General features: G+C 43.2%; 25 protein-coding genes. 22 read left to right on the top strand and 3 right to left on the bottom strand.

Annotated features, from left to right (window positions below; translation table 11 throughout):
• Positions 1-24 precede the first annotated feature (24 nt).
• The 5 genes from HPS56_RS07045 (at position 25) to HPS56_RS07025 (ending at position 5,358) form a co-directional block, all read left to right on the top strand.
• Positions 25-768 (top strand): nucleotidyltransferase family protein, encoded by a 744-nt coding sequence (locus HPS56_RS07045; protein WP_172275537.1) that lies wholly within the window; start codon positions 25-27, stop codon positions 766-768.
• A 36-nt stretch (positions 769-804) separates the two neighbouring features.
• On the top strand, positions 805-2,349 hold the full coding sequence (guaA, locus tag HPS56_RS07040; protein ID WP_172275456.1) for a glutamine-hydrolyzing GMP synthase: 1,545 nt from the start codon (positions 805-807) through the stop codon (positions 2,347-2,349).
• Between the two features lie 191 nt (positions 2,350-2,540).
• The gene (locus tag HPS56_RS07035) at positions 2,541-3,878 is read left to right on the top strand and encodes a tyrosine-type recombinase/integrase (RefSeq protein ID WP_172275455.1); all 1,338 of its coding nucleotides are present in this window, start codon (positions 2,541-2,543) and stop codon (positions 3,876-3,878) included.
• A 269-nt stretch (positions 3,879-4,147) separates the two neighbouring features.
• Complete coding sequence (locus tag HPS56_RS07030) at positions 4,148-4,315, top strand: hypothetical protein (RefSeq protein WP_172275454.1); 168 nt, start codon at positions 4,148-4,150, stop codon at positions 4,313-4,315.
• Positions 4,316-4,341: 26 nt separating this feature from the next.
• A complete protein-coding gene (locus HPS56_RS07025; RefSeq protein WP_172275453.1) occupies positions 4,342-5,358 on the top strand; it encodes a hypothetical protein in 1,017 nt (338 codons plus the stop codon).
• A 2-nt stretch (positions 5,359-5,360) separates the two neighbouring features.
• On the opposite strand, the gene HPS56_RS07020 is transcribed toward HPS56_RS07025, so the two are convergent.
• Both HPS56_RS07020 and HPS56_RS07015 read right to left on the bottom strand, forming a co-directional pair.
• Positions 5,361-6,260 (bottom strand): hypothetical protein, encoded by a 900-nt coding sequence (locus tag HPS56_RS07020; protein WP_172275452.1) that lies wholly within the window; start codon positions 6,258-6,260, stop codon positions 5,361-5,363.
• Entirely contained in the window at positions 6,247-6,513 is a 267-nt protein-coding gene (locus HPS56_RS07015) for a hypothetical protein (protein WP_172275451.1), read from the bottom strand. The genes HPS56_RS07020 and HPS56_RS07015 overlap by 14 nt, the downstream gene beginning before the upstream one ends.
• A gap of 159 nt (positions 6,514-6,672) precedes the next feature.
• Between HPS56_RS07015 and HPS56_RS07010 the strand changes: the two genes are divergently transcribed.
• The 8 genes from HPS56_RS07010 to HPS56_RS06975 all read left to right on the top strand — a co-directional run bounded on the left by HPS56_RS07010 (position 6,673) and on the right by HPS56_RS06975 (position 12,259).
• A complete protein-coding gene (locus HPS56_RS07010; protein WP_216655768.1) occupies positions 6,673-7,002 on the top strand; it encodes an SH3 beta-barrel fold-containing protein in 330 nt (109 codons plus the stop codon).
• 128 nt (positions 7,003-7,130) lie between these two features.
• Positions 7,131-7,718, top strand: a complete 588-nt coding sequence (locus tag HPS56_RS07005) for a tyrosine-type recombinase/integrase (RefSeq protein ID WP_172275450.1) — start codon at positions 7,131-7,133, stop codon at positions 7,716-7,718.
• Positions 7,719-8,608: 890 nt separating this feature from the next.
• Complete coding sequence (locus HPS56_RS07000; protein ID WP_172275535.1) at positions 8,609-8,785, top strand: ribonuclease P; 177 nt, start codon at positions 8,609-8,611, stop codon at positions 8,783-8,785.
• A 12-nt stretch (positions 8,786-8,797) separates the two neighbouring features.
• The gene (locus tag HPS56_RS06995) at positions 8,798-9,127 is read left to right on the top strand and encodes a molybdenum ABC transporter ATP-binding protein (RefSeq protein WP_172275449.1); all 330 of its coding nucleotides are present in this window, start codon (positions 8,798-8,800) and stop codon (positions 9,125-9,127) included.
• An 8-nt stretch (positions 9,128-9,135) separates the two neighbouring features.
• Complete coding sequence (locus HPS56_RS06990) at positions 9,136-9,393, top strand: DUF8466 domain-containing protein (protein ID WP_172275448.1); 258 nt, start codon at positions 9,136-9,138, stop codon at positions 9,391-9,393.
• 693 nt (positions 9,394-10,086) lie between these two features.
• On the top strand, positions 10,087-10,470 hold the full coding sequence (locus HPS56_RS06985) for a single-stranded DNA-binding protein (protein ID WP_172275447.1): 384 nt from the start codon (positions 10,087-10,089) through the stop codon (positions 10,468-10,470).
• A gap of 400 nt (positions 10,471-10,870) precedes the next feature.
• Positions 10,871-11,128, top strand: coding sequence for an LPD11 domain-containing protein (locus HPS56_RS06980; protein WP_172275534.1), 258 nt, complete (start codon positions 10,871-10,873; stop codon positions 11,126-11,128).
• Positions 11,129-11,578: 450 nt separating this feature from the next.
• Entirely contained in the window at positions 11,579-12,259 is a 681-nt protein-coding gene (locus HPS56_RS06975) for a DUF1281 family ferredoxin-like fold protein (protein WP_172275446.1), read from the top strand.
• Between the two features lie 422 nt (positions 12,260-12,681).
• Here HPS56_RS06975 and HPS56_RS06970 read toward each other — a convergent pair whose 3' ends face one another.
• Positions 12,682-13,296 (bottom strand): recombinase family protein, encoded by a 615-nt coding sequence (locus tag HPS56_RS06970; protein ID WP_172275445.1) that lies wholly within the window; start codon positions 13,294-13,296, stop codon positions 12,682-12,684.
• Positions 13,297-13,534: 238 nt separating this feature from the next.
• On the opposite strand from HPS56_RS06970, the gene HPS56_RS06965 reads away from it, so the two are divergent.
• The 9 genes from HPS56_RS06965 to HPS56_RS06925 all read left to right on the top strand — a co-directional run bounded on the left by HPS56_RS06965 (position 13,535) and on the right by HPS56_RS06925 (position 21,897).
• On the top strand, positions 13,535-14,584 hold the full coding sequence (locus tag HPS56_RS06965) for a hypothetical protein (protein WP_172275444.1): 1,050 nt from the start codon (positions 13,535-13,537) through the stop codon (positions 14,582-14,584).
• Between the two features lie 27 nt (positions 14,585-14,611).
• Positions 14,612-15,058 carry a hypothetical protein gene (locus HPS56_RS06960; RefSeq protein WP_172275533.1) on the top strand — a complete coding sequence of 149 codons (447 nt, stop codon included), beginning with the start codon at positions 14,612-14,614 and terminating at the stop codon, positions 15,056-15,058.
• A complete protein-coding gene (locus tag HPS56_RS06955) occupies positions 15,055-15,456 on the top strand; it encodes a hypothetical protein (RefSeq protein WP_172275443.1) in 402 nt (133 codons plus the stop codon). The genes HPS56_RS06960 and HPS56_RS06955 overlap by 4 nt, the downstream gene beginning before the upstream one ends.
• On the top strand, positions 15,447-16,037 hold the full coding sequence (locus tag HPS56_RS06950) for a hypothetical protein (RefSeq protein ID WP_172275442.1): 591 nt from the start codon (positions 15,447-15,449) through the stop codon (positions 16,035-16,037). The genes HPS56_RS06955 and HPS56_RS06950 overlap by 10 nt, the downstream gene beginning before the upstream one ends.
• On the top strand, positions 16,027-16,872 hold the full coding sequence (locus tag HPS56_RS06945; RefSeq protein WP_172275532.1) for a MarR family transcriptional regulator: 846 nt from the start codon (positions 16,027-16,029) through the stop codon (positions 16,870-16,872). Before HPS56_RS06950 ends, HPS56_RS06945 begins: the two co-directional genes overlap by 11 nt.
• Before the next feature lie 218 nt (positions 16,873-17,090).
• On the top strand, positions 17,091-18,548 hold the full coding sequence (gene mobV, locus HPS56_RS06940) for a MobV family relaxase (RefSeq protein ID WP_172275441.1): 1,458 nt from the start codon (positions 17,091-17,093) through the stop codon (positions 18,546-18,548).
• 53 nt (positions 18,549-18,601) lie between these two features.
• A complete protein-coding gene (locus HPS56_RS06935; RefSeq protein WP_172275440.1) occupies positions 18,602-20,014 on the top strand; it encodes an OmpA family protein in 1,413 nt (470 codons plus the stop codon).
• Between the two features lie 358 nt (positions 20,015-20,372).
• The gene (locus HPS56_RS06930) at positions 20,373-20,954 is read left to right on the top strand and encodes a hypothetical protein (protein WP_172275439.1); all 582 of its coding nucleotides are present in this window, start codon (positions 20,373-20,375) and stop codon (positions 20,952-20,954) included.
• Between the two features lie 460 nt (positions 20,955-21,414).
• Complete coding sequence (locus tag HPS56_RS06925) at positions 21,415-21,897, top strand: hypothetical protein (RefSeq protein ID WP_172275438.1); 483 nt, start codon at positions 21,415-21,417, stop codon at positions 21,895-21,897.
• Positions 21,898-22,176: the final 279 nt, after the last annotated feature.

Raw genomic sequence — 22,176 nt, 5'->3', positions numbered from 1 at the left:
TACCACAATCTCAACGACAAGGACATTATGCAGGCAATGATTTTCGCGGCAGGACTTGGCACAAGGCTTAAGCCACTCACCGACACCATGCCAAAGGCAATGGTTCCGGTGGCAGGAGAACCGCTCATAAAAAGAGTGGTCATGAAATTGAAGGAAGCCGGTGCAGAGAGAATCGTCGTAAACGTACACCACTTTGCCGGACAGATAACCTCATACCTCGCGGCAAACGATAATTTCGGCACCGACATAAGAATATCCGATGAGACAGACATGCTTCTCGATACCGGTGGCGGGCTGAAAAAGGCAATGCCGCTATTCGACAACACCAAGCCCGTACTGATACATAATGTAGACATACTAAGCAATGTCTCATTAAAAGAATTCTACGATGCCAACCGGCAATACGGTGCCACATTGCTCGTAAGCAAAAGAAAGACAAAGAGATATCTTCTGTTCGACAGCGAAATGCGCCTCGTGGGATGGAAGAATACCGAAACAGGCGAGGTGCGCAGCCCTTACAGGAACCTGTCCGCCGAAGACTGCAGGATGTACGCCTTCTCAGGCATACATATCATATCCCCCCACACAGCGTCTCTCATGCAGGACATGCCGGACAAGTTCGGCATAATGGACTTCTACCTCAGTTGCTGCGACAAGACCGTCATACACGGATGCTGCAAGGAAGACCTGATGCTCATGGATGTGGGAAAGGCAGAAACACTGAAAGACGCCGAGACTTTCCTGAACAGGATTGAAAACAAAGAATAAAATCACGACATTACAAACTTTATAAACATATACAATATGCAACAGAAGATTATCATTCTTGACTTCGGTTCGCAAACCACACAGCTCATCGGGCGTCGTGTACGCGAACTGGATACCTTCTGCGAGATTCTTCCCTATAACAAGTTTCCAAAGGATGACGATTCAGTAATCGGAGTAATCCTCAGCGGTTCGCCCTACTCTGTGCACGACCCGGAGGCTTTCAAGGTTGACCTCAGCCAGTTCGTGGGAAAGATTCCCGTGTTGGGTATATGCTATGGCGCACAGTTCATATCACATTCCTGCGGCGGAAAGGTGGAAAAGGCCGATTCACGCGAATACGGACGTGCAAACCTGCAGGCTTTCGACAGCGAGAACCCGCTGTTTAAAGGATTCACCGAAAATTCTCAGGTATGGATGAGCCATGGAGACACCATTACGGCAATACCCTCGGACTGCAAGGTAATAGCATCAACAGCCGACGTGAAATATGCCGCATACGCCAGTACTTCCAACCCCGTATGGGCCGTGCAGTTCCATCCGGAAGTATTCCACTCCCTTCAAGGCAAACAACTTCTACAGAACTTCGTGGTAGACATCTGCGGTAGCAGGCAGGAATGGAGCCCCGCATCATTCGTGGAGTCCACCGTTGCAGAACTGAAGGCACAGCTTGGCGACGACAGGGTAATCCTCGGACTGTCCGGAGGCGTCGACTCTTCTGTTTGCGCCGTACTGCTCAACAAGGCTATCGGCAAGAACCTCACATGTATATTCGTCGACCACGGCATGTTGCGCAAAAACGAGTTCACACAAGTGATGAAGGACTACGAATGCCTCGGACTGAATGTAATCGGTGTAGACGCAAGCGAAAAATTCTTCAAGGACCTCGAAGGTGTGACCGACCCTGAACAGAAACGCAAGATAATAGGCCGCGACTTCGTGGAGGTGTTCAACGCTGAGGCAAAGAAAATCACAGATGCGAAATGGCTGGCACAGGGAACAATATATCCCGACCGTATAGAGAGCCTCAACATCACCGGCAAGGTAATCAAGAGCCACCACAACGTAGGCGGACTGCCCGAAGAGATGCACCTCCAACTGTGCGAGCCTTTGAAATGGCTGTTTAAGGACGAAGTGCGTCGTGCCGGATATCAGCTCGAAATGCCGGAAAGGCTCATCAAGCGACATCCGTTCCCCGGTCCTGGACTGGCAGTGCGCATACTCGGCGACATCACACGCGAGAAAGTACGTATCCTGCAGGATGCCGACGACATCTACATCAGCAACATGCAGAAATACATCTGCGAGGATGGCGAACGCCTCTACGACAAAATCTGGCAGGCGGGAACGGTACTACTCTCCACCGTACGCAGCGTGGGAGTGATGGGCGACGAACGTACATACGAGCATCCAGTGGCACTGCGTGCAGTAACATCGACAGATGCCATGACAGCCGACTGGGCACATCTCCCCTACGACTTCATGGCCAAGGTGAGCAACGAGATAATAAACAAGGTGCGCGGAGTGAACAGGGTATGCTACGACATCTCCTCAAAACCACCGGCAACAATAGAGTGGGAATGATTTACCCATATTGACAATCAGCGCAATTTTTATTTTATCTAATATAAATCAGCCACTTAGCAAGTAAGCCACTGAACGCTAAGTGGTTGTTTTTTCAACCTGAATCCCGAAATCGTACCCTAAAATTGTACCCTGAGACTTGTATGACAAAGAAAAATTGAGTAATTTAGCCAGTGTAAACAATATCAGATATGGCAAAGAAGAATATTAAATTGAACTATGCTCTGAAAAGCGAAGCCGACAAAACTCAGCCCGCTTTACTGTATGTCATGTTTACACTTGGTGGCAAGCGAAAGAAAATCAGCTTAGGGTACAAGGTTGTACCTGAGTATTGGGACTCTGAAAATAATTGTGTTCTGATTTCTTCCAAACAGACACAACTTCAACAGCGAGAAATGAAACGTATAAACAAGTTCCTAAAGCAATTTGAACACTACGTTTCCACACTGATTGATGCTGATGTATTGGCAGACTACGAATCAAAATTAATTCCATCAGCAGTTGGAACATACGGTATTGTAGCACGATTAAAGGAAGCCATTGACAAAATCAAAGGCAAAGAGATTCAAGAAGAAAAGGCACACACTTTTACTCCTTTGGAATATTTCAAGAAGGTGGTTGAGGAAATGCCTAAAAAGGTCATCAGAAGAACAAGCAAGATTATCGAAGATAGGACTGTCGGCCATCATAAAATCGTGCTGAAACGATTTGAACGCTTTATAAATTACAAACATTGGGTGGCATCATCATTCTCAATTTTCAATAAGAATTTTGAGAGTGAGATGGAACAGTGGATGTTAGGCGTTGAAGAATACTCAGCAAATACGGTAGCTGCGACTTTTTCAGTTATGAAAGTTTGGTTGAAACAAGCTGAGGAAGAAGGATTGATAACAGACAAATCTTTTCATTCGTGGAAATCTAAAGGCGCAGATGTGCAACACATATATTTGAATGATGCTGAATTGGAAGCTATCTATAATTTGAATTTTGATGAGATATTAAAACTACATCCAAACGCTAAATATGAGGAGACACGGGATATTTTTATTATTGCGTCTCATATTGGTATAAGATATGGAGACCTCTCATCATTGAATAAATCTAACTGGGATATAGAGAATAAAACAGTTGAAATACACACCCATAAAACTGGTGCGACAGTACTGGTTCCTTTAACTTCAACCGTAATTGAACTATATAAAAAATATAATGGAAAATTCCCAACTCCAAGAGATAAAAGTAGGTTTAATGAACAACTCCAAAAGATAGGAGAGTTGGCAGGTATAGATCAGACCATTTATATAAAGAAGAATGTTGGTGGTAAGGTTGTAATTGAAGAAAAGAAAAAGTATGAACTAATCAGCAGCCATACTGCAAGGCGTAGTTTTGCAACCAACCTATATCTGCGTTGTCGAAACGCAAGACTTGTAATGAACTTTACTGGACACACAACTGAAGAGAATTTCAGAAAATATATATGTGTCGAAAAATCAGAATACGTTGAAATGGCAAGAGAATTTTTCAACTAAAAGATTTGCAGTAATATATCTATACGTAGGCAATTTTCCTTTCAGTATCGTTTAAGTGGGTGTTATATCATTTAACATCCACTTTTTCAATGTACTCACTGCTACGTATCCACGCTTTCAGGATCTACTGTAAGTAGGTATAATAGAGGCGTTTGGAATGCTATACGTTTCTCAAAAAATCCTGGATTTTAAAATTTAACTTACTAAATCATCTATTCTTTTTGTACTTTGTACTATTTATGGTATATATGTAAAACATAATTGAGAATATGAATGATAATAAACGAAAGTACAGAGAACTCAGTGATATGACAAAAGCAAAAATCAGTCAATCACTTAAAAACAGAAGTAAAAGTATGACTCACAAAGAAAATATATCCAATGGGATGCGTGAGTATTGGAAAACTGTTCCCAATAAGCCCAAAGAGAGAGAATAAAAAGTTTAACTTAAATTGAAATGAATATGACAGTACAATTTACAAGATTACCTACAAAACTTATTTATGCCCTTGATAGTGATTTGTTGAAAATGCTTGCAATACTGATACAACAGGAAAGTTATTGGATTGAGCATAAGAAGATTGGTAGTGATGGCAGTTTTTACAAACCAGTGAAAGAGTTTGCAGATATATTCAGAAAGAAGAATTTGCAGGATGTGAGATTGATGATACAAACCTTACAATCAGAAGGATTTGTTGAGATTTTATCCAGTAAAGGAGGAAAGCAAGCAAACTATTACCGTATAAATTGGAATAAAATTAAGGCGTACAACGATATCCCTATACCTCAACTTATCAATGACCCTATGCTAAAAACGATAAAAAGAACAACTAAAAAGAGTGTTGAAGATAGTACAGCATTGTATCAGCAGATAGAGAATGATAGTACAATATCGTATCAACAAGATAATAGTTTAGCAGTACGAGATTGTACCTCAACTATAGATAACATTAAAAATATAAATAACAATATTACTATAGATAATACAACTTCAACCAAATCTCCTTTACATGATGCTTATAAAGATAGGTTAGATTCACTATTAGCTGACTATACTAATGAGTCTGATTATATACGAGCATTGGATATGTATAGTTCTATTCAAAAGGATATTGAGTATGCTAGTGAATATCTTCCAACGACAGAGATAGACAATTATAAACACCAACTAACTGAGACTATGATAAAACATGAAAGTGATGGTTGGAACATTCTACTGGATAAGATAACAGACGATATGATACAAACGTATCATATTTCTAATGTTCATAACATCAAAACACCTTCAAACTCCCAACAATTTGCATATACAATAAATGACCTACTGGGAAATGTGAATATGTATGTTAGCAATGATAGATGGGATGAAATTGCAGTAAAGGCGGAAAAGTGGATAACTCACCAATGGGAAAATGATATAATCAGCTATGACCATCAACAAGAGGCAATAGAGAAAGTATATAGCAAACTGGCATCATAATTCTACTTCTTCTCAAATACAAAAAAGTATGAGTGAAACTTACGAGCATGTAGTTGAGTGGTATTCATATTGGTAAGCACTTTTGTTTTGGCATATAGAATAAACATATCTATTAATTTATAACCAACCTCAACAGCAGTATTTTGCACATAATTGGCTATCCAGTGCTGAACACCACCATATATAATATCCATAGTCTTAAATACTAAAATGCCTCTTTGGGATAATTTGGAATATGCCAGTTGCAACATTGAAGTATTGGTGTCGTATAGTTCTTTAGCGTTAGAAAAGCAGTTGAATCTATCTGCCATCATAGACTTATAGTTAACGTCTTTACCCTTAATAACGAATGGCAAATCTATAACAATGGAATGTAAGCTACCGTCCTCTATATTATAAAATTCATCCAACGGTCTTACATCATCCATTTGAGGGTACTTGTCAAATTTTAATTGGGGCTGTGGGATATGCTTGTAGAATACACCAATACTATAAGTTAAATCGCAGTCAAATCTATACTGTTTTATGTGCAGTCGCAGTATATTTGAAAGAATTTCATCCTGATTATCGGATATTGATGAAATGATAAATTTTCGCTTTGATAAATCAAAAGTTGATAGTTTGTTTTTATCAATAATTGATGTGTTAATTTCGTTTTGAAGATATTTGCGAATTGTATTTTCAGAAAGTGATAACGCAGTAGAAATTTCACTTATCGTGGCTGTTGGATATTTCTTTTTATAACTGACTATAGATTTTGATATGGCAATAGCATTATCACGCTTCCTATCTATGCCATTTGTGCGAATATACCATCTAATAGCAGATATGGAGACGTGATTGTTTTCGGCATTTTCTTTAACCGACAACAGAGGATTATATATAATCTTACTTTTCCTCATCTATTTGTTTCTTACGACCTCTATTTCCTGATTTTGATAATAATTGACCTTTTCTAATGGTGCATTTGGAATTTGTATAGGGCTTATCATTGGATAAACCATAATTACGTAATGCACCATAACTTATACCCAGTTGTTGAGGTGTAAAGTATTCGTACATATTAGCTATGCTGCCAAAATAATGGTGCATACCATCTATTTCTAGGTGTATAACAGAGCGTTCCACCTTCTCTAATCTTGATGTTGTTGGCATGGTTTGCTTCTTTATAATATGCAAAGTTAGGTATAAAATTACAAGTATAAAATAAATGTCATTATTTTAAATTTCTTTAGCTTGAAACAATTGCATATATTTAGTATTTGTCATATCTTTGCATTGTCAAACAGAAGTAATAATTAAATAATAACAGATATGATAAACGCAATCGTCATCAACAATGCAACAGCCAATAGAGCAACAGTAATCGCAACCCGTACACAATCAAGCGAAATGGGAATAATGAAAGCAATGCTTATCGACACGCTCAAGGTGAAACTTGCTAACGGTGTAGCACACTTCATTTTCAAGAAAAAAGATGGTACATACAGAGAAGCATGGGGAACAACACAAAGTGACATAGCCAACGCTAAAACTAACGGTAGAGGTGTAAGCCGTGAGGCATTTAAGACAACAGCATATTTTGATGTTGAGATTGGAGAATGGAGAAGTTTCCGCTGGGAAAATTTGGTGCAGGTATTTTAATGAAAATGGGGAGGTGGTACTGCCTCCCCAACATTCACTAATTCATAGTTTTGAATATAATCAAAAAATCAACACGTTATAAGAAACTTGATAATAGTATCAATCACTAACAACTAAAATTCACAAAAATGAGCGTTAGAAACAGCCATACAACAGCAGATTACTTGGAATGGAACGTAATGTTAAATCTCATCCGTAAGTTATACAGAGATGGAGATTATAGAATGTCTTTATTCATTGGTTGTGGTTGTTTCTTTGGATTAAGAGTAAGTGATATACGCAAACTCACATGGGGAATGCTCTTGAATGATGACAAGTTTATTCTCAATGAGCAAAAGACAGGAAAACGCAGGATTATCAAAATCAATTCAGACTTTCAAAAACATATCCAACAATGTTTTGAGGCACTTCAAATAAAAGATTTAGATGAGGCTTGTTTCCTATCTCGTAAGAATATGGTGATGTCAACACAACGTATCAATGTACGATTGAAAGAGATTAAAAAAAAGTATAACATCAAGATTGATAACTTTTCTTGTCATAGTCTAAGAAAGGCATTTGGACGTAAAGTGTTTGAATCAAGTGGCGAAAATGCACAAATGGCACTGGTAAAATTATCTGAACTGTTTAATCATTCATCAGTTCAAATCACTAAAATTTATCTTGGGCTAAGGGAAAAAGAACTGTTAGAGACATACGATTTACTGGATTTTTAAGTAGCACCTATTAAATAATAGCCATATATAGAGCATCTTTCACAGAAAATTGCTAACTTTGCATCTGCAAACCCACTAAGGGTGAGCAGACATACATAGAAAGCGTTTTCGCTTCATTCGTATTGGAGAAACCTAGGAAATGTTATTTTGATATATAATAACACGTTGTAAATAAGAATTTTATATAAATGTTTCTCGAAATAAAGAAACAAAATAGGAACAAAAACATCTTTTTTGCGATTTCCCGTCTTTTTTGCTTGCACTACTTTTCATTCCTTTCAGTTGTTCACACTCGACGTCATTTTTCCGACTTTCTTGCATAATCTTCGTCCTCTGACAAACATCGCAAACCTCAAAGTGCAAACCTCGATTTTCTTTCAAGGGACATCCGTTTTGCAAAGATATGCTTTTTTATAAAGACATAAACATACGGACAGGTAAATGTACCTGCCTATATTTAGTTTTATTTAGTTTAGCATATATATGACTAATATCCTAAACTAAACCATTTCTTCAGTTCTTTTAGCGGTATATTTTATGCAGCCAAAAGAGAAGAGAATCCCAAAGCCTGTATTTTCTCTTTTCGCTGCAATCCTATTTTATTTATTCCCTCTTATCGGAGCACCATTGCGTACCGACTTTCGGTCTGTCTGATGAGAATTGTGTCGCAAAGGTATATGTCCTGTCTTTCTTTTGTGCAAGGTCGGAGCCTGACGGTTCACGACCAAATCTCCACACTCTGCAATCAGAGGTAGTATTTGCTTGTGAAACCCTGCATAAAGAGCCATGACACCTTATGAGGCGACATAATTTCAATCAATCCCGAAAGTAGTAAATACTACATGAGGGATAAAAAAGAAAATCAAATGACAACAGAAAACAGCAATCGTATGTATGAATCGGAAGAAGTAACCGAAATCATTGGCGCACATTGCAGCCTACTCGTTCCATACAAAGGATATACAGAGGGAACGGTCGTGGGAGATTACGGCAATAAGATAGTCGTCCGTCTTAGCAATGGCAAGGAGATAGCGGAATACCGTGATGAAGTAATTATCTATGATTAAAAGGGTGATGTTATGGGACAAATAGCGTTCAAATTCGTCAAATGGGATGTGCCGGAATTAGCGACACTGAAAGACTGCAAGGTTTACAGGTTACGAGAATGCCTCAATAATGGAGGCAAATTGACCCGTGATGACAAAAATTGGCTTACAGAACAAGTAAGAGGATGCTGCCGTTTTCAGAAAGGCATTGCATTGATGGGCTATTACTTCGATTTCTCGGATGTTCTCAAGCAATATTTCGTCAAACAGTACGGGCATATAGCTGAATATTACGCAATCGACAAAACAGCCTTGCGTTCCTCACTTTACGGGAGAATTGAAAATATTGTCGAAGTCAAATAACCAAGAGCATGAAAGTTACAATCGAAAATGTCTTCTGTCGTTACAGCGATGAAGCAACGGACATTTATTTCCGCATCATCAACACAGTTCTTTTTTCAATCGACGAAGCGGAATTGCGTAGCAGTATGGAACGTCTGAAAACGGAAACACATCTTGATGACTATTTCGTATTCGGCTATGGGGCACATCATCTGTGGGTCTGTCAAAGACGCCCCAGCGATCAGGCTAAAATTTTTGAGAACCGGGTAATCATGGCTGAATTTTGAAGACGGGAGAACAGGCTGAAATGGGCAACGACTATTTCAGCCACCCGCCATTTCCTTTTGTATAATCCTATCTTTCTTTTTTGGCTGCGCCATATCCTTTTGTAAAACCGGTCATTCGTGAAAAGCGGACTTTCGCTTTGTCGATAAGACAGGTATTGCCTTTTTCTTCCCCTCTGCTCCTTTCATCTCATCCAGTCGGGACATGACAACCACCTCGATATGCTGCCACGCCTTTTTGTCGCGACTTCGTTGATATTCCCTCACAGTCATGCAACGTTTTGGAGAGTTGGTGCTCCTCTTCTTGCTGCCTCAAATCAAGTCGAACTGCCGCCATTTCCAATCCTGCCGTTTCTTGCGGACTTACCGCCGAAACAGACTACATAATGTCAGCGGACGGATATGCTCTTTCATGTAACCGAACCCGAAGCTGCTGTCCCCTGCTCTTTTTCGGAATGGCTTTCCGGCGAAGTCTTCATCATTTTTCCGTTGCAAAGATAGTATGCAGCCGGGAACGACTTCCGGAAGTCTTGACCAATGGCGTAACCGCATCAATCTTCCTTTATCGAGCCTTGCGGTTTTGCCTGCGGTTAAAAATAAAGAGTATTGATGCGTTATCCTTGGTGCATCCCTTTTCTGCACCTACTTTCTGGAGCAGCGTAAAAATTGATTAAAAACTTCTAAAAGCAATTCATTATGAAAAAGATTGAAAACAATTTCTCTGTAACCGGATTCGTAGGTAAAGATGCAGAAATCCGTCAGTTCGCCAACGCCAGTGTAGCACGTTTTTCTTTGGCAGTAAGCCGACTGGAGAAGAACGGCGAGGACTCCAACCGCGTTTCCGCCTTTATGAACTTTGAGGCATGGCGCAAGAACGAGAACACGGGGTCGTTCGACCAACTGACCAAGGGCACGATGCTTACCGTCGAGGGATATTTCAAACCTGAAGAATGGAGCGACAATGCCGGTGTGAAACACAACCGCATCGTGATGGTGGCTGTCAAGTTCTATCCGACTGTCGAGAAGGAAGAAGCCCCCAAGGAACCGGTTAAGAAGGGGAAGAAAAAAGGCAAGAAATAACCTCTTGCCTTATACAAATAAAAGCGGCTACCATGCCGCTTTTTCTTTGCTCACTACAGGTTGCCGCACATCATACTTTTATAGCCAATTTATTATCACTTGTATGGGAGACAGCCCCTTTCCTTTTACTCCTATCCCGCAAGCCGTTTATTTTCTCTGCAAAGGTCTATTGACGTCTGTCTGCCCTGTCAAGGACTGCTTGCGCTTGCTGTCGGAAAATCTTCCTCCCCAACTCGTTGGAGAGCGTATTTTCCGCATCCTCCTTGCCATGTCCGACCATCAATCCTGTGGGCAGAAAAATAATCGCCCTTTCGGTACTGGATGTATCAGAGGGAAAATAAAAAACTTAATTAAAACGAAAATGAATACAAGTATGGCAAACAAATATCCCAATGGCGGAATGACAACAGAAGAAGTATTACAACGTGATTTGCAGTTCAGAAATATGTTGCTGGGACGCTTACAGGCAGACTGCGAGTATTATCTTGGCTATGGGAATAGAAATACGCGACGCTTATGGGCTGGCTCTGAAGCGGAGCAAATCGAGTTTATGATGAAACTTTACGAGAGTTTCAAAGATGATGAAAAACCGATGTGGATAACGGTAGAGAAAATTAAAGAATATAGCAAGGCAATGGGAGTAGTAACGAATGAATAAACGACCGTATAAACGCAAATGCCGCAACAATCCCGAACAGAAGTTGCGGCATTTGTTGATAAACGCCCGAAATACAAAATCCCCCTTGTAATTCTCAACGATTACCAATCATCCTTTTATAATTCACTTCATTCCCCTCTTATCATAGCCTACGAAGCAGCATTCTCCTTTTAGACCAACCCTTACTTTCCCTTCTGTTCTTCAGGCTATCACCGGTTTGTTTTTATCAGATGCAAAGGTCGGCCGTCTCACTTGATCCGGTGGCTTGAAGTGTATTTCTTGCAAAATTCTTCCTTCCTGCGTAAGAGTAATTTGGCAAGAAAAGCCGCTGTATGAAGTTGTAACGACAGCCGTGTACCGCATCCATAAAACCCCAAAGCGGTTCAATCAACAAAGAACCGACAAAAGGGTAAATAACAACTCATATTAACAACTTCAAAAATCAGAATCATGCCTAATCATGTAACAAACCGTTTAGAAATAAACGCAGACAGAGAAACCGTACAAAGCGTAATGAATTTCTTAAAAGGAGAAAATGATGCAGACAATACGCCCTGCTACATTGACTTCAACAACATTATCCCGATGCCCAAAGAATTACTGATAGAAGCGTCAAGTCGTGGAGAATTTGGTATGCGATATATCATCGCAATGCAACGGAAGCCGAACAATTCACAAGAAGAATTGAGGACGATTCAATGGATGGAAAATCAGGATGAAAAAACCAGAAAAGAAACTTTGCAGCTTGGGGCGGCATATCTGAACAATCAAGAAAAATACGGTTATACCACTTGGTACGAATGGTCTATCGCAACATGGGGTACAAAATGGAATGCCTATAATCAGGAATTTGACGAGCCGAACGTGCTTTGGTTTGATACAGCTTGGAGTGGAGTGCCACAACTCATACAAAAACTTTCCGAGAAATTCCCTGATGTTGAATTTCATTATGCCTATGCCGATGAAGATTTAGGCTCCAATGTAGGAAGAGGAATTGTCCGAAATGGAGAAATCGACATGACTATACCCGAAGATGGAAGTAACGAAGCCTTTGAAATCATGTTTTATGTAAAACCGGGAATAGACGAATACTTTGAGCTGACAGACGAAGGTTACAGATGGGTTTCTTAAGCATCCTATGTAGATAATGCTCAACACGGATTCAGGATACGTTTTTTTCAATGTATCCTGGATTCTTGTTTCGGGAATTTTCCGTTTATATTTTCACAAGAATAATTTCTGTTATATTCTGACAAAACTGCCATTTGTCGCATTCCATGTCCTTTTATAAATTCACGACTGTCCTCATTTACCAATACCTTTGCAGGCTTATTTGTCATCCCGGAAGCTGCTCTTGCTGAAACCACCGAATACTCCTTTCAGGAGTTTCCCAACAACGAAGAATACCAACAATACAATTATAATATCTCCCATAACTCTTTCATTTTAGTTAATACATCTCAATATAAAGGTACGAAAAAACTGCGGATAACGCAAATAATTAGCTGGTTTTCAATATATATTATTCTATTCAGATATTGTATTGCTCCTATCTATTTCCGTAGCCCCGGTACACGTCCGGGTTTTCTGTTAAGTTGTACCCTGTACTTATTGAGTATTCCATACACTGTACTTTTGCTCCGGACACCGCTCTCTTTCCATATATCCCGGATTGAATAACCGTCGTTATACATATCCACAATCTTCTTATCCCGTTCCGCTTTACTCAAACTCTTTTTGGTAAGTATGGACGTGTTGATACTTTGTTGCAGGCGCATAATCTTATCCGATGATTTTCGCAGTACGGCCACTTCTTCCGGAAGTGCCCCGAACATCATCAACACTTCTGCAGGTGTCGTCTCGGCAAACAGTTCGTTACATGTGTCAATCTTATCGTGTATGGAAATGATGCGCACCACTTTAATCCGGCACAGCTCGATCAAGGCCGCCAGTTCCCGCAAACCGCGCACGGCATTGCTGAATTTCGACACCACCAGTTCGTCCCCTCTTTCAAGATTCGACATGAGTTGTTTCCACTTCGGTCTAAGCGTCTCGTGTTTGACCGATTCCTCTATCACTTGTACACAACCGTACTGGAGCATCCATTCCTTGTCCGCGTCAAACGCATCATAGGAGTTTGCCTTGAATATATAACCAACTTTTGCCATGTCAATATACAATTCCGATGATAATAAGTGCAAAGATACGAGTTTTATTTGAGCGTTCAAATCATACTATATTAAAAAACAAGAAAAGCCCTCTAATTACTCTTTTTCTTTCACTTATTTTCATTGTAAATCATACCATTAAGTACGATATTAAAAAATGCGCAAAATACGATTGGAATGATACGGAGTATCGAAAATTATATATAGTTTTGCGCAAAATAGTACGAAATAATATAGTATGAAAACATCAAAATCGAACTTAAAACGACACATGATTATAGCCAAAACAATTGCTGTTTCTATTGCCATTTTCATGTGTGCATCTTGCGATAGCGGAAATGGCAAACGTCTGGCGGATGTCAAAAGCGACCCTGCCGGAACATACAGGGAATATCTGTCCGATGTACGCAAGCTGGACAACCTTTCCATTAAAGACTTGGCCGAACACCTCAAGCAATGGCAAACCGTAAGGGATTCCGTTTTCCGGTATCTCGAACGAGACACGCTCGCCCGGTTCCATTCTGTCCATATTGAGGATTGCGAACGGACGCACGATTCCATCCGAATGGAATTTTCCCGACTGGCTTTGTCGAACCCCTGTACTTATAAGGATGTGCTGCTGGTCAAGGAACAGGTCTCACCGCATCTGAAAGATGCAGAACTGCATCATGCGGCTGAAGCAATCCGCCCGTTCTTTACCTCGTTGGACAGCCATCCCGCCTATCCGGGGAATCGACAACGTATTCTTGCTGCCTATCGGGACGTGCTGACACAAACAATTGATTACGGCATCCACTGCATAGCCGACCTAACTATTTATATCGAAAAAGAGGATGCCGTATTCCGTGCTTTCCTCTCACGTCTGTCCGATTTCGATGGTGTGGATCTTTCCGATATCACACATGACACGGAGCGATGCTGCTCACAGGTATTCCTTGCCGCCGAGCGGAACAACATCACCTATCAGGACGCGATGGTCTATTTGGCCATGCGCACCAACCGCAGGTTGATTCAGAATGTCCAGACCTGTATCGACGACATCCGCGATAAAAAAGTCAGGACACCGGCACAGGCGCAAGCCTATATCTGGATGCTCCTCCAGCCTTATTCTTCAATGGACGGCTTCTGTATGGCATTGCTTTCATCCGAGGAGAGACGGCATCTTGACACGCTTGCCATGCAGACATCCGACGCTTTCGAGGTTTTGGGTAAAATCCTGCAATCCGGGAACAACCGGCTGGACGAATTGCCCGGAATGCTGTTGGAGGCATTCATACACACCCTGTAACGATATAACACGAAAAACAATATGATTATGTTACGACACTTCTATGATGACTTCATGACGTTCGTTCCCTTGCAACTGCCTCAGTTGCTCGATGTGACGACTATGGAGGAACCGCAGTTCTACGGTGACTATGTACTGCTTACGTTTCCGTTGCGCAATCCTTATGACTTGGACGAGGTGATGGATATGTTCGAGGACGATATGGAGCTGATAACGCTCTATCACCACATCCCTATGCGCTCCGAGAAATTCGGGCATAGCACCTGTGCGTACTCGAATCCGGCTTTCGGGCAGATGTTCAAGATGAACGCCAAGACGGATACCGAAGGCAAGGTGAACAGCATCATCGTCACGATCTATGATTCTTTGGAACAGATGTACGGAGACTTGTGCCTCGATTTGGAACTCCATTCCAAAGGCGGGTTCTTGAAGTATAAAAAAGACAAGGCCGATGTGCTGATGAATTTTATATGAGGAACACGCTGTACCGACAAATGGTCTATTGCATCAACGCCTACCGAACGTGGATAGAGGTTGCCGATGACAATCTTTACAAGGAGAATATCATTTCGAGAACCGACAGGACTGACTACCTCGTTTCCCGCACGCTGGTGTTGCGTGCATTCAAAACGCAAGGTGAATATGCCGAAGGGACAGTATGGCATATTCCGGAGCATGAACTGGACAAGGCGTTGGCAACTTATCGCAAGCAGACCCCCCAATTCAAACAACGCATCAAAAAGGCGGCGATGTACCTTTCTGCGGCAGATGCCGAAACCATTATCCGGTTGGCGACTTATGGCACTGTCCAATTGGAACTCATGGTGCGTCCCATTCACATACCAGATAAACCATACTACCTATGTTACTGAATATCCTGCAACTCGTTTTCTGTGCTATACCCTTTGCGGTGTCGCTGACATTGTACAAGAGCAACAAACGGTGCATGGCAGTCTTTTACATGGCAATGGCACGAAGCGACAAGGCTCGCAAGCTCTATGCGCAAATTGGGTTGATATGCCTGCTCCTTTTTCACTATGTATATGCGTGCGGTCATATCGGCGAATTTGGCATTCTGCTATCTACCGGAGTCTGTGCCGCCATGTTCTCGTTCAAGCGGACGGATAACTGGTTCCGCAAGTTGCTGGATTGCCCTCGTGCATTTGTCATCTTTGCATTGGCCGCAGTGGTCATCGGATTCGTACCGCATTTGTACACGTTGTCGGTAACTGTTGCCTTTCTTCTTTTGGCTGCCCTGTTCTATCCCTCTGTTCGGGTCATGTCCGAATGCAAGGACACAGAAAAACGTACCGAATGGGTGACGCATTCTCAAACACTGTCCGAATCATATTACGATAATCATCACGCAGGGTTGCCGCATAATGCGGATAACGGCAATCCGGCTCATCCGCAAAATAACAATCATCAAAAACAGGACAATAATGAAAAATAAGCAAGAAATCCCTGCCGTCATAGTGGCGGACGCAAAGGTGTTCGACTACCTTAAAGAAAAAGTCGGCGAACGAAAGACACGGACGGAAGCCTATAGTGACCTGCTGGACAAATCGCTGGCAGGTTTTATTTCCCCTTTTCTAAGGAAACAGGACTACGACCTTCAGCCTTGCCAGTGTCATGTGACCATTTCCGACCTTGCGACGGAGTGGCATTGGCATCGTGCCACTGTCCGCTCGTTTCTGGAAACATTGGAGGCGTTCGGACAATTAAAACGCACCAGGCTCGCAAAGAGCATAGTCATCACCATGCCCGTGCAATCCGGTCAGTCTTCGGCCACATTCGTTATACAGCGACAGCCGGACTTTGCCATACAACTGCAAGAGGTATTGTCCGATTGGATAGTTGGCAAAACGACCTCTGCGGATGTCGGCAACCTCTGCGGTCAGGTCGTCCATCAGGCGATGACCGGAATGACCGGATACGAGAGCCGTCACTGTCCGGACAGTCATATCGACACGGCATCGGCACACGCCGGTAAACAGGAAGAGGAGATTCGTAAGACCGCCTTGGGATGTATTGCCCACGCAGCCTTGCAACGAGTATTATGGAAATCGAGATTCGATGACAGCTCGCCGCTCATTGAGTTCTTTCGTCATGACCTCGATGAAGAATGGGTATCCTTCATCGAGGCATCCAAAGAGCTTGCGGAGCTGATTCTCGATACCGAAGCGTGTGAGACGACCTTCGACACGGACGATGACAAAGAACGCCTCAAATCGCTTCGCAAACCCTTTTTATCGCTTTTGGCAAGGACACAGGAGCCAGCGGATTAAATCGGGAACCGGAAACAGATTGTATAACCTCGAACAATCCGCCTCTGTCCCGTTACAGGTATCCTGCCGGTTATAGGAGACACACGGGCTTGCCCGTATGCCACGAAACAAAGGGAAGGGGGAGCCTAATACCCCGACCGACATTCGTCGGCGGGAGCAGTGTCCATACAAGCAGCAAGCTGGGACACGGCGGATTGTCCGCAACAACAAAAAACAGTATGACAAATCAGAAACAAGTGCTCGATGTGCATGTGTCGAAAGGCATCACCGCCGCCCAAAGCAACGAACATCTGCGTGATCGTAGCGAACGTGCGGAGAAATACGCCATGAGCAAAGGCAACTACGACCCCACGCGCAAACACCTGAACTTCGAGATTGCACCCGGAGGCAAGATACGTCCCATCGACACGACCCGCAACATCCCGGAACGGATGGCGGACATATTGAGCCGTCGCGGAATCAAAGACCCCAACGAAGGATTGGCTGAACCGAAGTTCCGCACGGTGGTAAATATCATTTTCGGCGGATCTCGTAAACGAATGCACGAACTCGCATTCGGTACGCAGCAGGTGGACTTTGAAGAAGGTGCGGACAACACACGCATCAGAAGGGAGGGTGACATCGAACGTTGGGCAAAGGACGTGTACTCATTCGTTAGTGGCAAGTACGGTGAACAGAATATCGCCGCATTCATTGTACATCTGGACGAGTTGAATCCGCACGTGCATTGTACGCTTCTGCCAATTAAGGATGGCCGTTTTGCATACAAGGAGATATTCGCCGGAAAGGACAAGTTTGAATATAGTGCGAGAATGAAACAGCTCCATACCGACTTTTTCGCCGAAGTCAATACGAAATGGGGAATGTCGAGAGGAACGAGCATATCCGAAACGGGCGCACGCCACAGGACAACCGAAGAGTATCGCCGTATGCTCTCCGAGGAGTGTACAACCATCGAGGAAAATATCGACCGTCACCGGAAGGCACTCTCCGAACTTCAATCGGACATCCGTCTGGCAGAGCGCAGGGTCAAAGGGCTTACGACAATGGTCGATAACCTTGAAAAGTCAAAAGCGGGAAAAGAGGCTCTGTTGTCGGCAGCCGAACGGGATTTGAAAGCGAACAGCGGTAATGCGGCAGAGTTGGCAATCCGGATTCAAACGTTGGAAAAAGAGTTGGTAGGCATCAACAAACAACTGGCAGACAAACAACAGAAGCTACAGGCCGCTGACCGGCAACTGACCGACCTCAAGGAGAACATGGATGCCATTAAGGATCGTACCGAAGAACTCAAGGAAGAAGCCTACAAGTATTCGCGTGATGTTCACTCCAAAGTGGACACCCTGCTCAAAGACGTATTGTTGGAAAGTGTGGTCGGTGAATACCGGAATGTATCGGCACAAATGGACGTGTCGGAACGGCAGCTATTCGACGGCTCACTCGTTCAATCCATCGCGGAACGGGGCGCAGACATAATGCACTGTGCAACGATGTTGTTCCTCGGGATGGTCGATGATGCCACCACGTTTGCCGAAACTCGTGGCGGCGGAGGCAGTAAAAGCGACCTGAAATGGGGACGTGACGAGGACGAGGACAACCGTGCATGGGCACTCCGCTGCATGAGGATGGCGAGCCGCATGATGCGTCCGGCCATCGGCAAAAAGCCCAAACGGTAAGTGGCACGCATCTTACGATAAATCAAAAGTATAACGAATAAAATCATTGGAATATGACGAAACAATTCATTCTTATTTTCGCTGTGCTCTGCTCGTTTCAGGCACACGCAGGTGTACACTCCGTACAGGTAGATACTGTCCAACCTCCCTCATTCTATAATATCACGGAGGAACTTCAACCGATGCAACCCGTCCATCTCGACGGAGTGGTTCTTCCGATGTCCCGTACCGGCAACTGGTTTGTCAGCATTGCCGGAGGTACGACCGCATTTCTCGGTACGCCACTCGGTTGTGAAGACCTTTTCGGACGCCTGAAACCCTCGTACAGCCTTGCCGTCGGCAAATGGTTTACGCCATCGGTCGGTGCACGTATCAACTACAGCGGTTTGCAGTTCAAGGATGGTGCATTGTCCACTCAGGACTACCACCATATCCATGCGGATTTGCTATGGAATGTACTCGGCCGCAGGTATGCCCGGCAAGATCAAGTGCGCTGGAATCTCGCACCTTTTGCCGGAATCGGACTTCTGCATAATGCCACGAACGGGCATAACCCATTGGCTATCTCATACGGGGTGCAAGGACAATACCGTATTTCCAGACGGGTAAGTGCCATGCTGGAACTTTCCGGCACTACCACCTTTCAGGATTTCGACGGCTACGGACACCCGAACCGTCTCGGTGATCACATGCTGTCGCTGACAGCCGGCTTCACATTTCATCTCGGAAAGATTGGCTGGAAACGTGCGGTGGACGCAACGCCTTACGTCCGTCAGAACGAATGGCTCGTGGATTATGCCAACTTTCTATCGAAAGAAAACAAGCGTTATGCAGACTTGAACGACCGGAACCGTCGGACATTTATTGAACTGAAGAAGATTTTAGAAATTGAGGGGCTACTCGACAAATACGGCAGTCTTATCACGGAAGAGAACATTGGCAAGCATCAAGGTTATCCCACGAATAATTACAGCGGGCTGAACTCACTTATGGCAAGAATGAGAAATCGACACTGGAACGGTATTTCCCCACTTGATTCGACAAATACCCGATATGTCAATAATGACCGCTCACACGAAGAATTGGCCATAAACGATTCGGAAGATATGAAACTCATGCAAGTCGGAGAATGTATCGGCTCGCCTGTTTATTTCTTTTTCAACCTGAATACGGTTCATTTGACGGATGCCTCGCAGATGCTTAATCTCGATGAACTGGCTCGTGTGGCGAACAAATACGGATTGTCCGTAAGAGTAACGGGTGCGGCAGACAGTTCAACGGGGACTCCGGTTCTCAATAATTCATTAAGTACGTCGAGAGCAGACTATATCATTGCGGAATTAGGACGACGCGGTATTCCGGTCGAACGAATCATCAAGGTGAGCAGAGGCGGAATAGCCGACCATGTACCGGTTGAAGCCAACCGACACACGAAAGTGGAGCTGTTTTTCACCGAGGGGGAATAGACCTTTTGTATTAACTGTTATAAATAGCCAGAGTGTCGTTCTGCGGAATGACACTCTTTTTTATGTACCTCGCTATTCCACAAATCGCAGTATCGGCTATTCTTGTCCGGTGAGATTTTGTATGCAAAGGTACAGTGTTCGGCCGATTGCCAAGTACCGCTATCGCTAACGGCATCCGGATTCTCCGACAGCCTTCCGCAAATCGCAGATTTGGGTATTCCGTAGAATCAGTCCGCTGTTTATTTGTCTTATTCGCCCTTTTCCCACTGTTGATTCAGCATAAAAATCAATCCCGACAAGGAAGCCGAAAGAGCTTCGATAAAAGGGAAAAATAAAGTCTAACTTAAAAATTACATTTATGCCGAATTGGTGCAGTGCATCGTATGCCATAGAGGGCGATGCAAAAGAAGTGAAAAATCTCTACGAGTTGATGATGGAATTACAAGAACGGAAAGAACCGTCCGTTCCAAACGGTTTTGGAACAACATGGCTGGGTTGCCTTGTGGATGCTTTGGGTGAAGATTGGAATGAAATCCGTTGTCGGGGAGACTGGAGTAACCTCGAAATGGATGGCGATGTTCTTAAATTCACTACAGAAACGGCTTGGTGTCCGTGTGATGAAACTTTCGAGTTGGTATGCAAGAAATTTCCGACGTTACGCTATTTCTATCAGTCGGAAGAACCGGGCATGGCTGAATATTGGACGAACGATACAGAAGGCAGATATTTTCCCGACAAATACATTGCCGACCTATGTACGCCTGATGATAATTGGCACAAGGAATATTTTTCTAAAAAAGAAGATATGTTCAAATGGTTCGAGGAAATCAGCGGTCAATGCGTCAAGTCAGTAGAGGAAATCCTTGCGATTACCGAGCAATGGGACAGCCAGAATCCCGATGCTTTCTGCAACATCTACGAATTTTCGGTATCGGACTGATTCGAAGAAATGCTGAAACTGAAATGACGGTATGCAGACCGCATTCAGCATCAAATCATTATTTCATAAGTCTCTCCAATCCGTATAACAGGTTGGAGAGACTTTGCTTGTTGCGTAGCCGTCAATCCTTTTATATAGGAACTGTCTTTTATATACTTCCGATTCTGTCTTTTCCCTATCTCTATCTCACCATCGGCACTCTTTGCCGGTGGAATTTTATATGCAAAGGTACAGCGTCCGGACTGTCGCCAAGTACCGCTGCGCTAACGGTTCCCGGATGTTCCCGGCAGCCTTCCGCAAATCACAGATTTGGGTATTCCGTTCCATCCCGTTCACTGTTTACTGGTCTCATTGTCCTTTCCCCTCTGTGTATCCTGCATAAAAATCATCCCGACAAGAAGCCGAGAGCTTCAAGAAAAGGGAAATAAAAACAATGTTCAACTAATTAAACATCAAAATTATGCACAGCAGGATTTTTCAAATTTCGACAATGCAGATAGAAAAAAACAACTATCTGAATGAGGACACGCTTCAGCAAGGAGATAACAGTTTTTACGATTATTGTGCGGATATAGATGATGAAAGCCGTAAAGAGGATATTGCCTATTTGGTCAATTCAGCTCTACCCAAAGGTATGTTCGAGCTTTTATCTGAAGACACTATGCGTTACAATGGCGGTATAGAGCAATGGAAAGAGGAGTATGTCGCCAATATCCGGAAGAAAGCGGAAGTTCTTACTGCTGAAAATATGCTGACATGGAGTGTGTCCTATAATCTAAGACAAGCAATCGAAAACCCTTTGGATGTCGCTTATCATTTCTATTTGGACGGAGATGGATGCCAGTCATTTGCCGAACCATCCTTTGCGTTCATGGAGTTTGTTTGTAATCTTGAGCCAGGTACGATACTTTACATTGGGGGAGTTATTGATTATCATTTCTGATATTTGCCAACAATATCTATCCGACAGCCACCCGTTTTTGCAACGGGTGGTTTCATTCTATCCTGTATGGGTAGCCCGACACCTTTTATAATCATGCTCTATCGAGCCTCCGTAGGCAACTGCACTACCTTTTTATCCATAATGTCCCCCGATTCTAACCAGTATAATCTTCTCGTTGCCCCGACCTGCGCCACCAGCTTGTTTCGTGTGCAAAGGTACGGCGGACGAACACTGTTCAAGTATCGCTACGGCTACCTGAAATGAAATTTGACGGAACCT

Origin of the sequence: Xylanibacter muris (assembly GCF_013166605.1) — a bacterium.
Lineage (GTDB): Bacteria > Bacteroidota > Bacteroidia > Bacteroidales > Bacteroidaceae > Prevotella > Prevotella muris.
Note: the sequence above shows the minus strand (reverse complement) of the source record. Positions and strands in the feature narration are given on the sequence as shown.

Bases quoted from the DNA above. Each gene is read 5' to 3' on its own strand.
- guaA (WP_172275456.1), top strand. From the start codon at position 805: ATGCAACAGAAGATTATCATTCTTGACTTCGGTTCGCAAACCACACAG.
- HPS56_RS07035 (WP_172275455.1), top strand. From the start codon at position 2,541: ATGGCAAAGAAGAATATTAAATTGAACTATGCTCTGAAAAGCGAAGCC.
- HPS56_RS07030 (WP_172275454.1), top strand. From the start codon at position 4,148: ATGAATGATAATAAACGAAAGTACAGAGAACTCAGTGATATGACAAAA.
- HPS56_RS07025 (WP_172275453.1), top strand. From the start codon at position 4,342: ATGACAGTACAATTTACAAGATTACCTACAAAACTTATTTATGCCCTT.
- HPS56_RS07020 (WP_172275452.1), bottom strand. From the start codon at position 6,260: ATGAGGAAAAGTAAGATTATATATAATCCTCTGTTGTCGGTTAAAGAA.
- HPS56_RS07015 (WP_172275451.1), bottom strand. From the start codon at position 6,513: ATGCCAACAACATCAAGATTAGAGAAGGTGGAACGCTCTGTTATACAC.
- HPS56_RS07010 (WP_216655768.1), top strand. From the start codon at position 6,673: ATGATAAACGCAATCGTCATCAACAATGCAACAGCCAATAGAGCAACA.
- HPS56_RS07005 (WP_172275450.1), top strand. From the start codon at position 7,131: ATGAGCGTTAGAAACAGCCATACAACAGCAGATTACTTGGAATGGAAC.
- HPS56_RS07000 (WP_172275535.1), top strand. From the start codon at position 8,609: ATGTATGAATCGGAAGAAGTAACCGAAATCATTGGCGCACATTGCAGC.
- HPS56_RS06995 (WP_172275449.1), top strand. From the start codon at position 8,798: ATGGGACAAATAGCGTTCAAATTCGTCAAATGGGATGTGCCGGAATTA.
- HPS56_RS06990 (WP_172275448.1), top strand. From the start codon at position 9,136: ATGAAAGTTACAATCGAAAATGTCTTCTGTCGTTACAGCGATGAAGCA.
- HPS56_RS06985 (WP_172275447.1), top strand. From the start codon at position 10,087: ATGAAAAAGATTGAAAACAATTTCTCTGTAACCGGATTCGTAGGTAAA.
- HPS56_RS06980 (WP_172275534.1), top strand. From the start codon at position 10,871: ATGACAACAGAAGAAGTATTACAACGTGATTTGCAGTTCAGAAATATG.
- HPS56_RS06975 (WP_172275446.1), top strand. From the start codon at position 11,579: ATGCCTAATCATGTAACAAACCGTTTAGAAATAAACGCAGACAGAGAA.
- HPS56_RS06970 (WP_172275445.1), bottom strand. From the start codon at position 13,296: ATGGCAAAAGTTGGTTATATATTCAAGGCAAACTCCTATGATGCGTTT.
- HPS56_RS06965 (WP_172275444.1), top strand. From the start codon at position 13,535: ATGAAAACATCAAAATCGAACTTAAAACGACACATGATTATAGCCAAA.
- HPS56_RS06960 (WP_172275533.1), top strand. From the start codon at position 14,612: ATGTTACGACACTTCTATGATGACTTCATGACGTTCGTTCCCTTGCAA.
- HPS56_RS06955 (WP_172275443.1), top strand. From the start codon at position 15,055: ATGAGGAACACGCTGTACCGACAAATGGTCTATTGCATCAACGCCTAC.
- HPS56_RS06950 (WP_172275442.1), top strand. From the start codon at position 15,447: ATGTTACTGAATATCCTGCAACTCGTTTTCTGTGCTATACCCTTTGCG.
- HPS56_RS06945 (WP_172275532.1), top strand. From the start codon at position 16,027: ATGAAAAATAAGCAAGAAATCCCTGCCGTCATAGTGGCGGACGCAAAG.
- mobV (WP_172275441.1), top strand. From the start codon at position 17,091: ATGACAAATCAGAAACAAGTGCTCGATGTGCATGTGTCGAAAGGCATC.
- HPS56_RS06935 (WP_172275440.1), top strand. From the start codon at position 18,602: ATGACGAAACAATTCATTCTTATTTTCGCTGTGCTCTGCTCGTTTCAG.
- HPS56_RS06930 (WP_172275439.1), top strand. From the start codon at position 20,373: ATGCCGAATTGGTGCAGTGCATCGTATGCCATAGAGGGCGATGCAAAA.
- HPS56_RS06925 (WP_172275438.1), top strand. From the start codon at position 21,415: ATGCACAGCAGGATTTTTCAAATTTCGACAATGCAGATAGAAAAAAAC.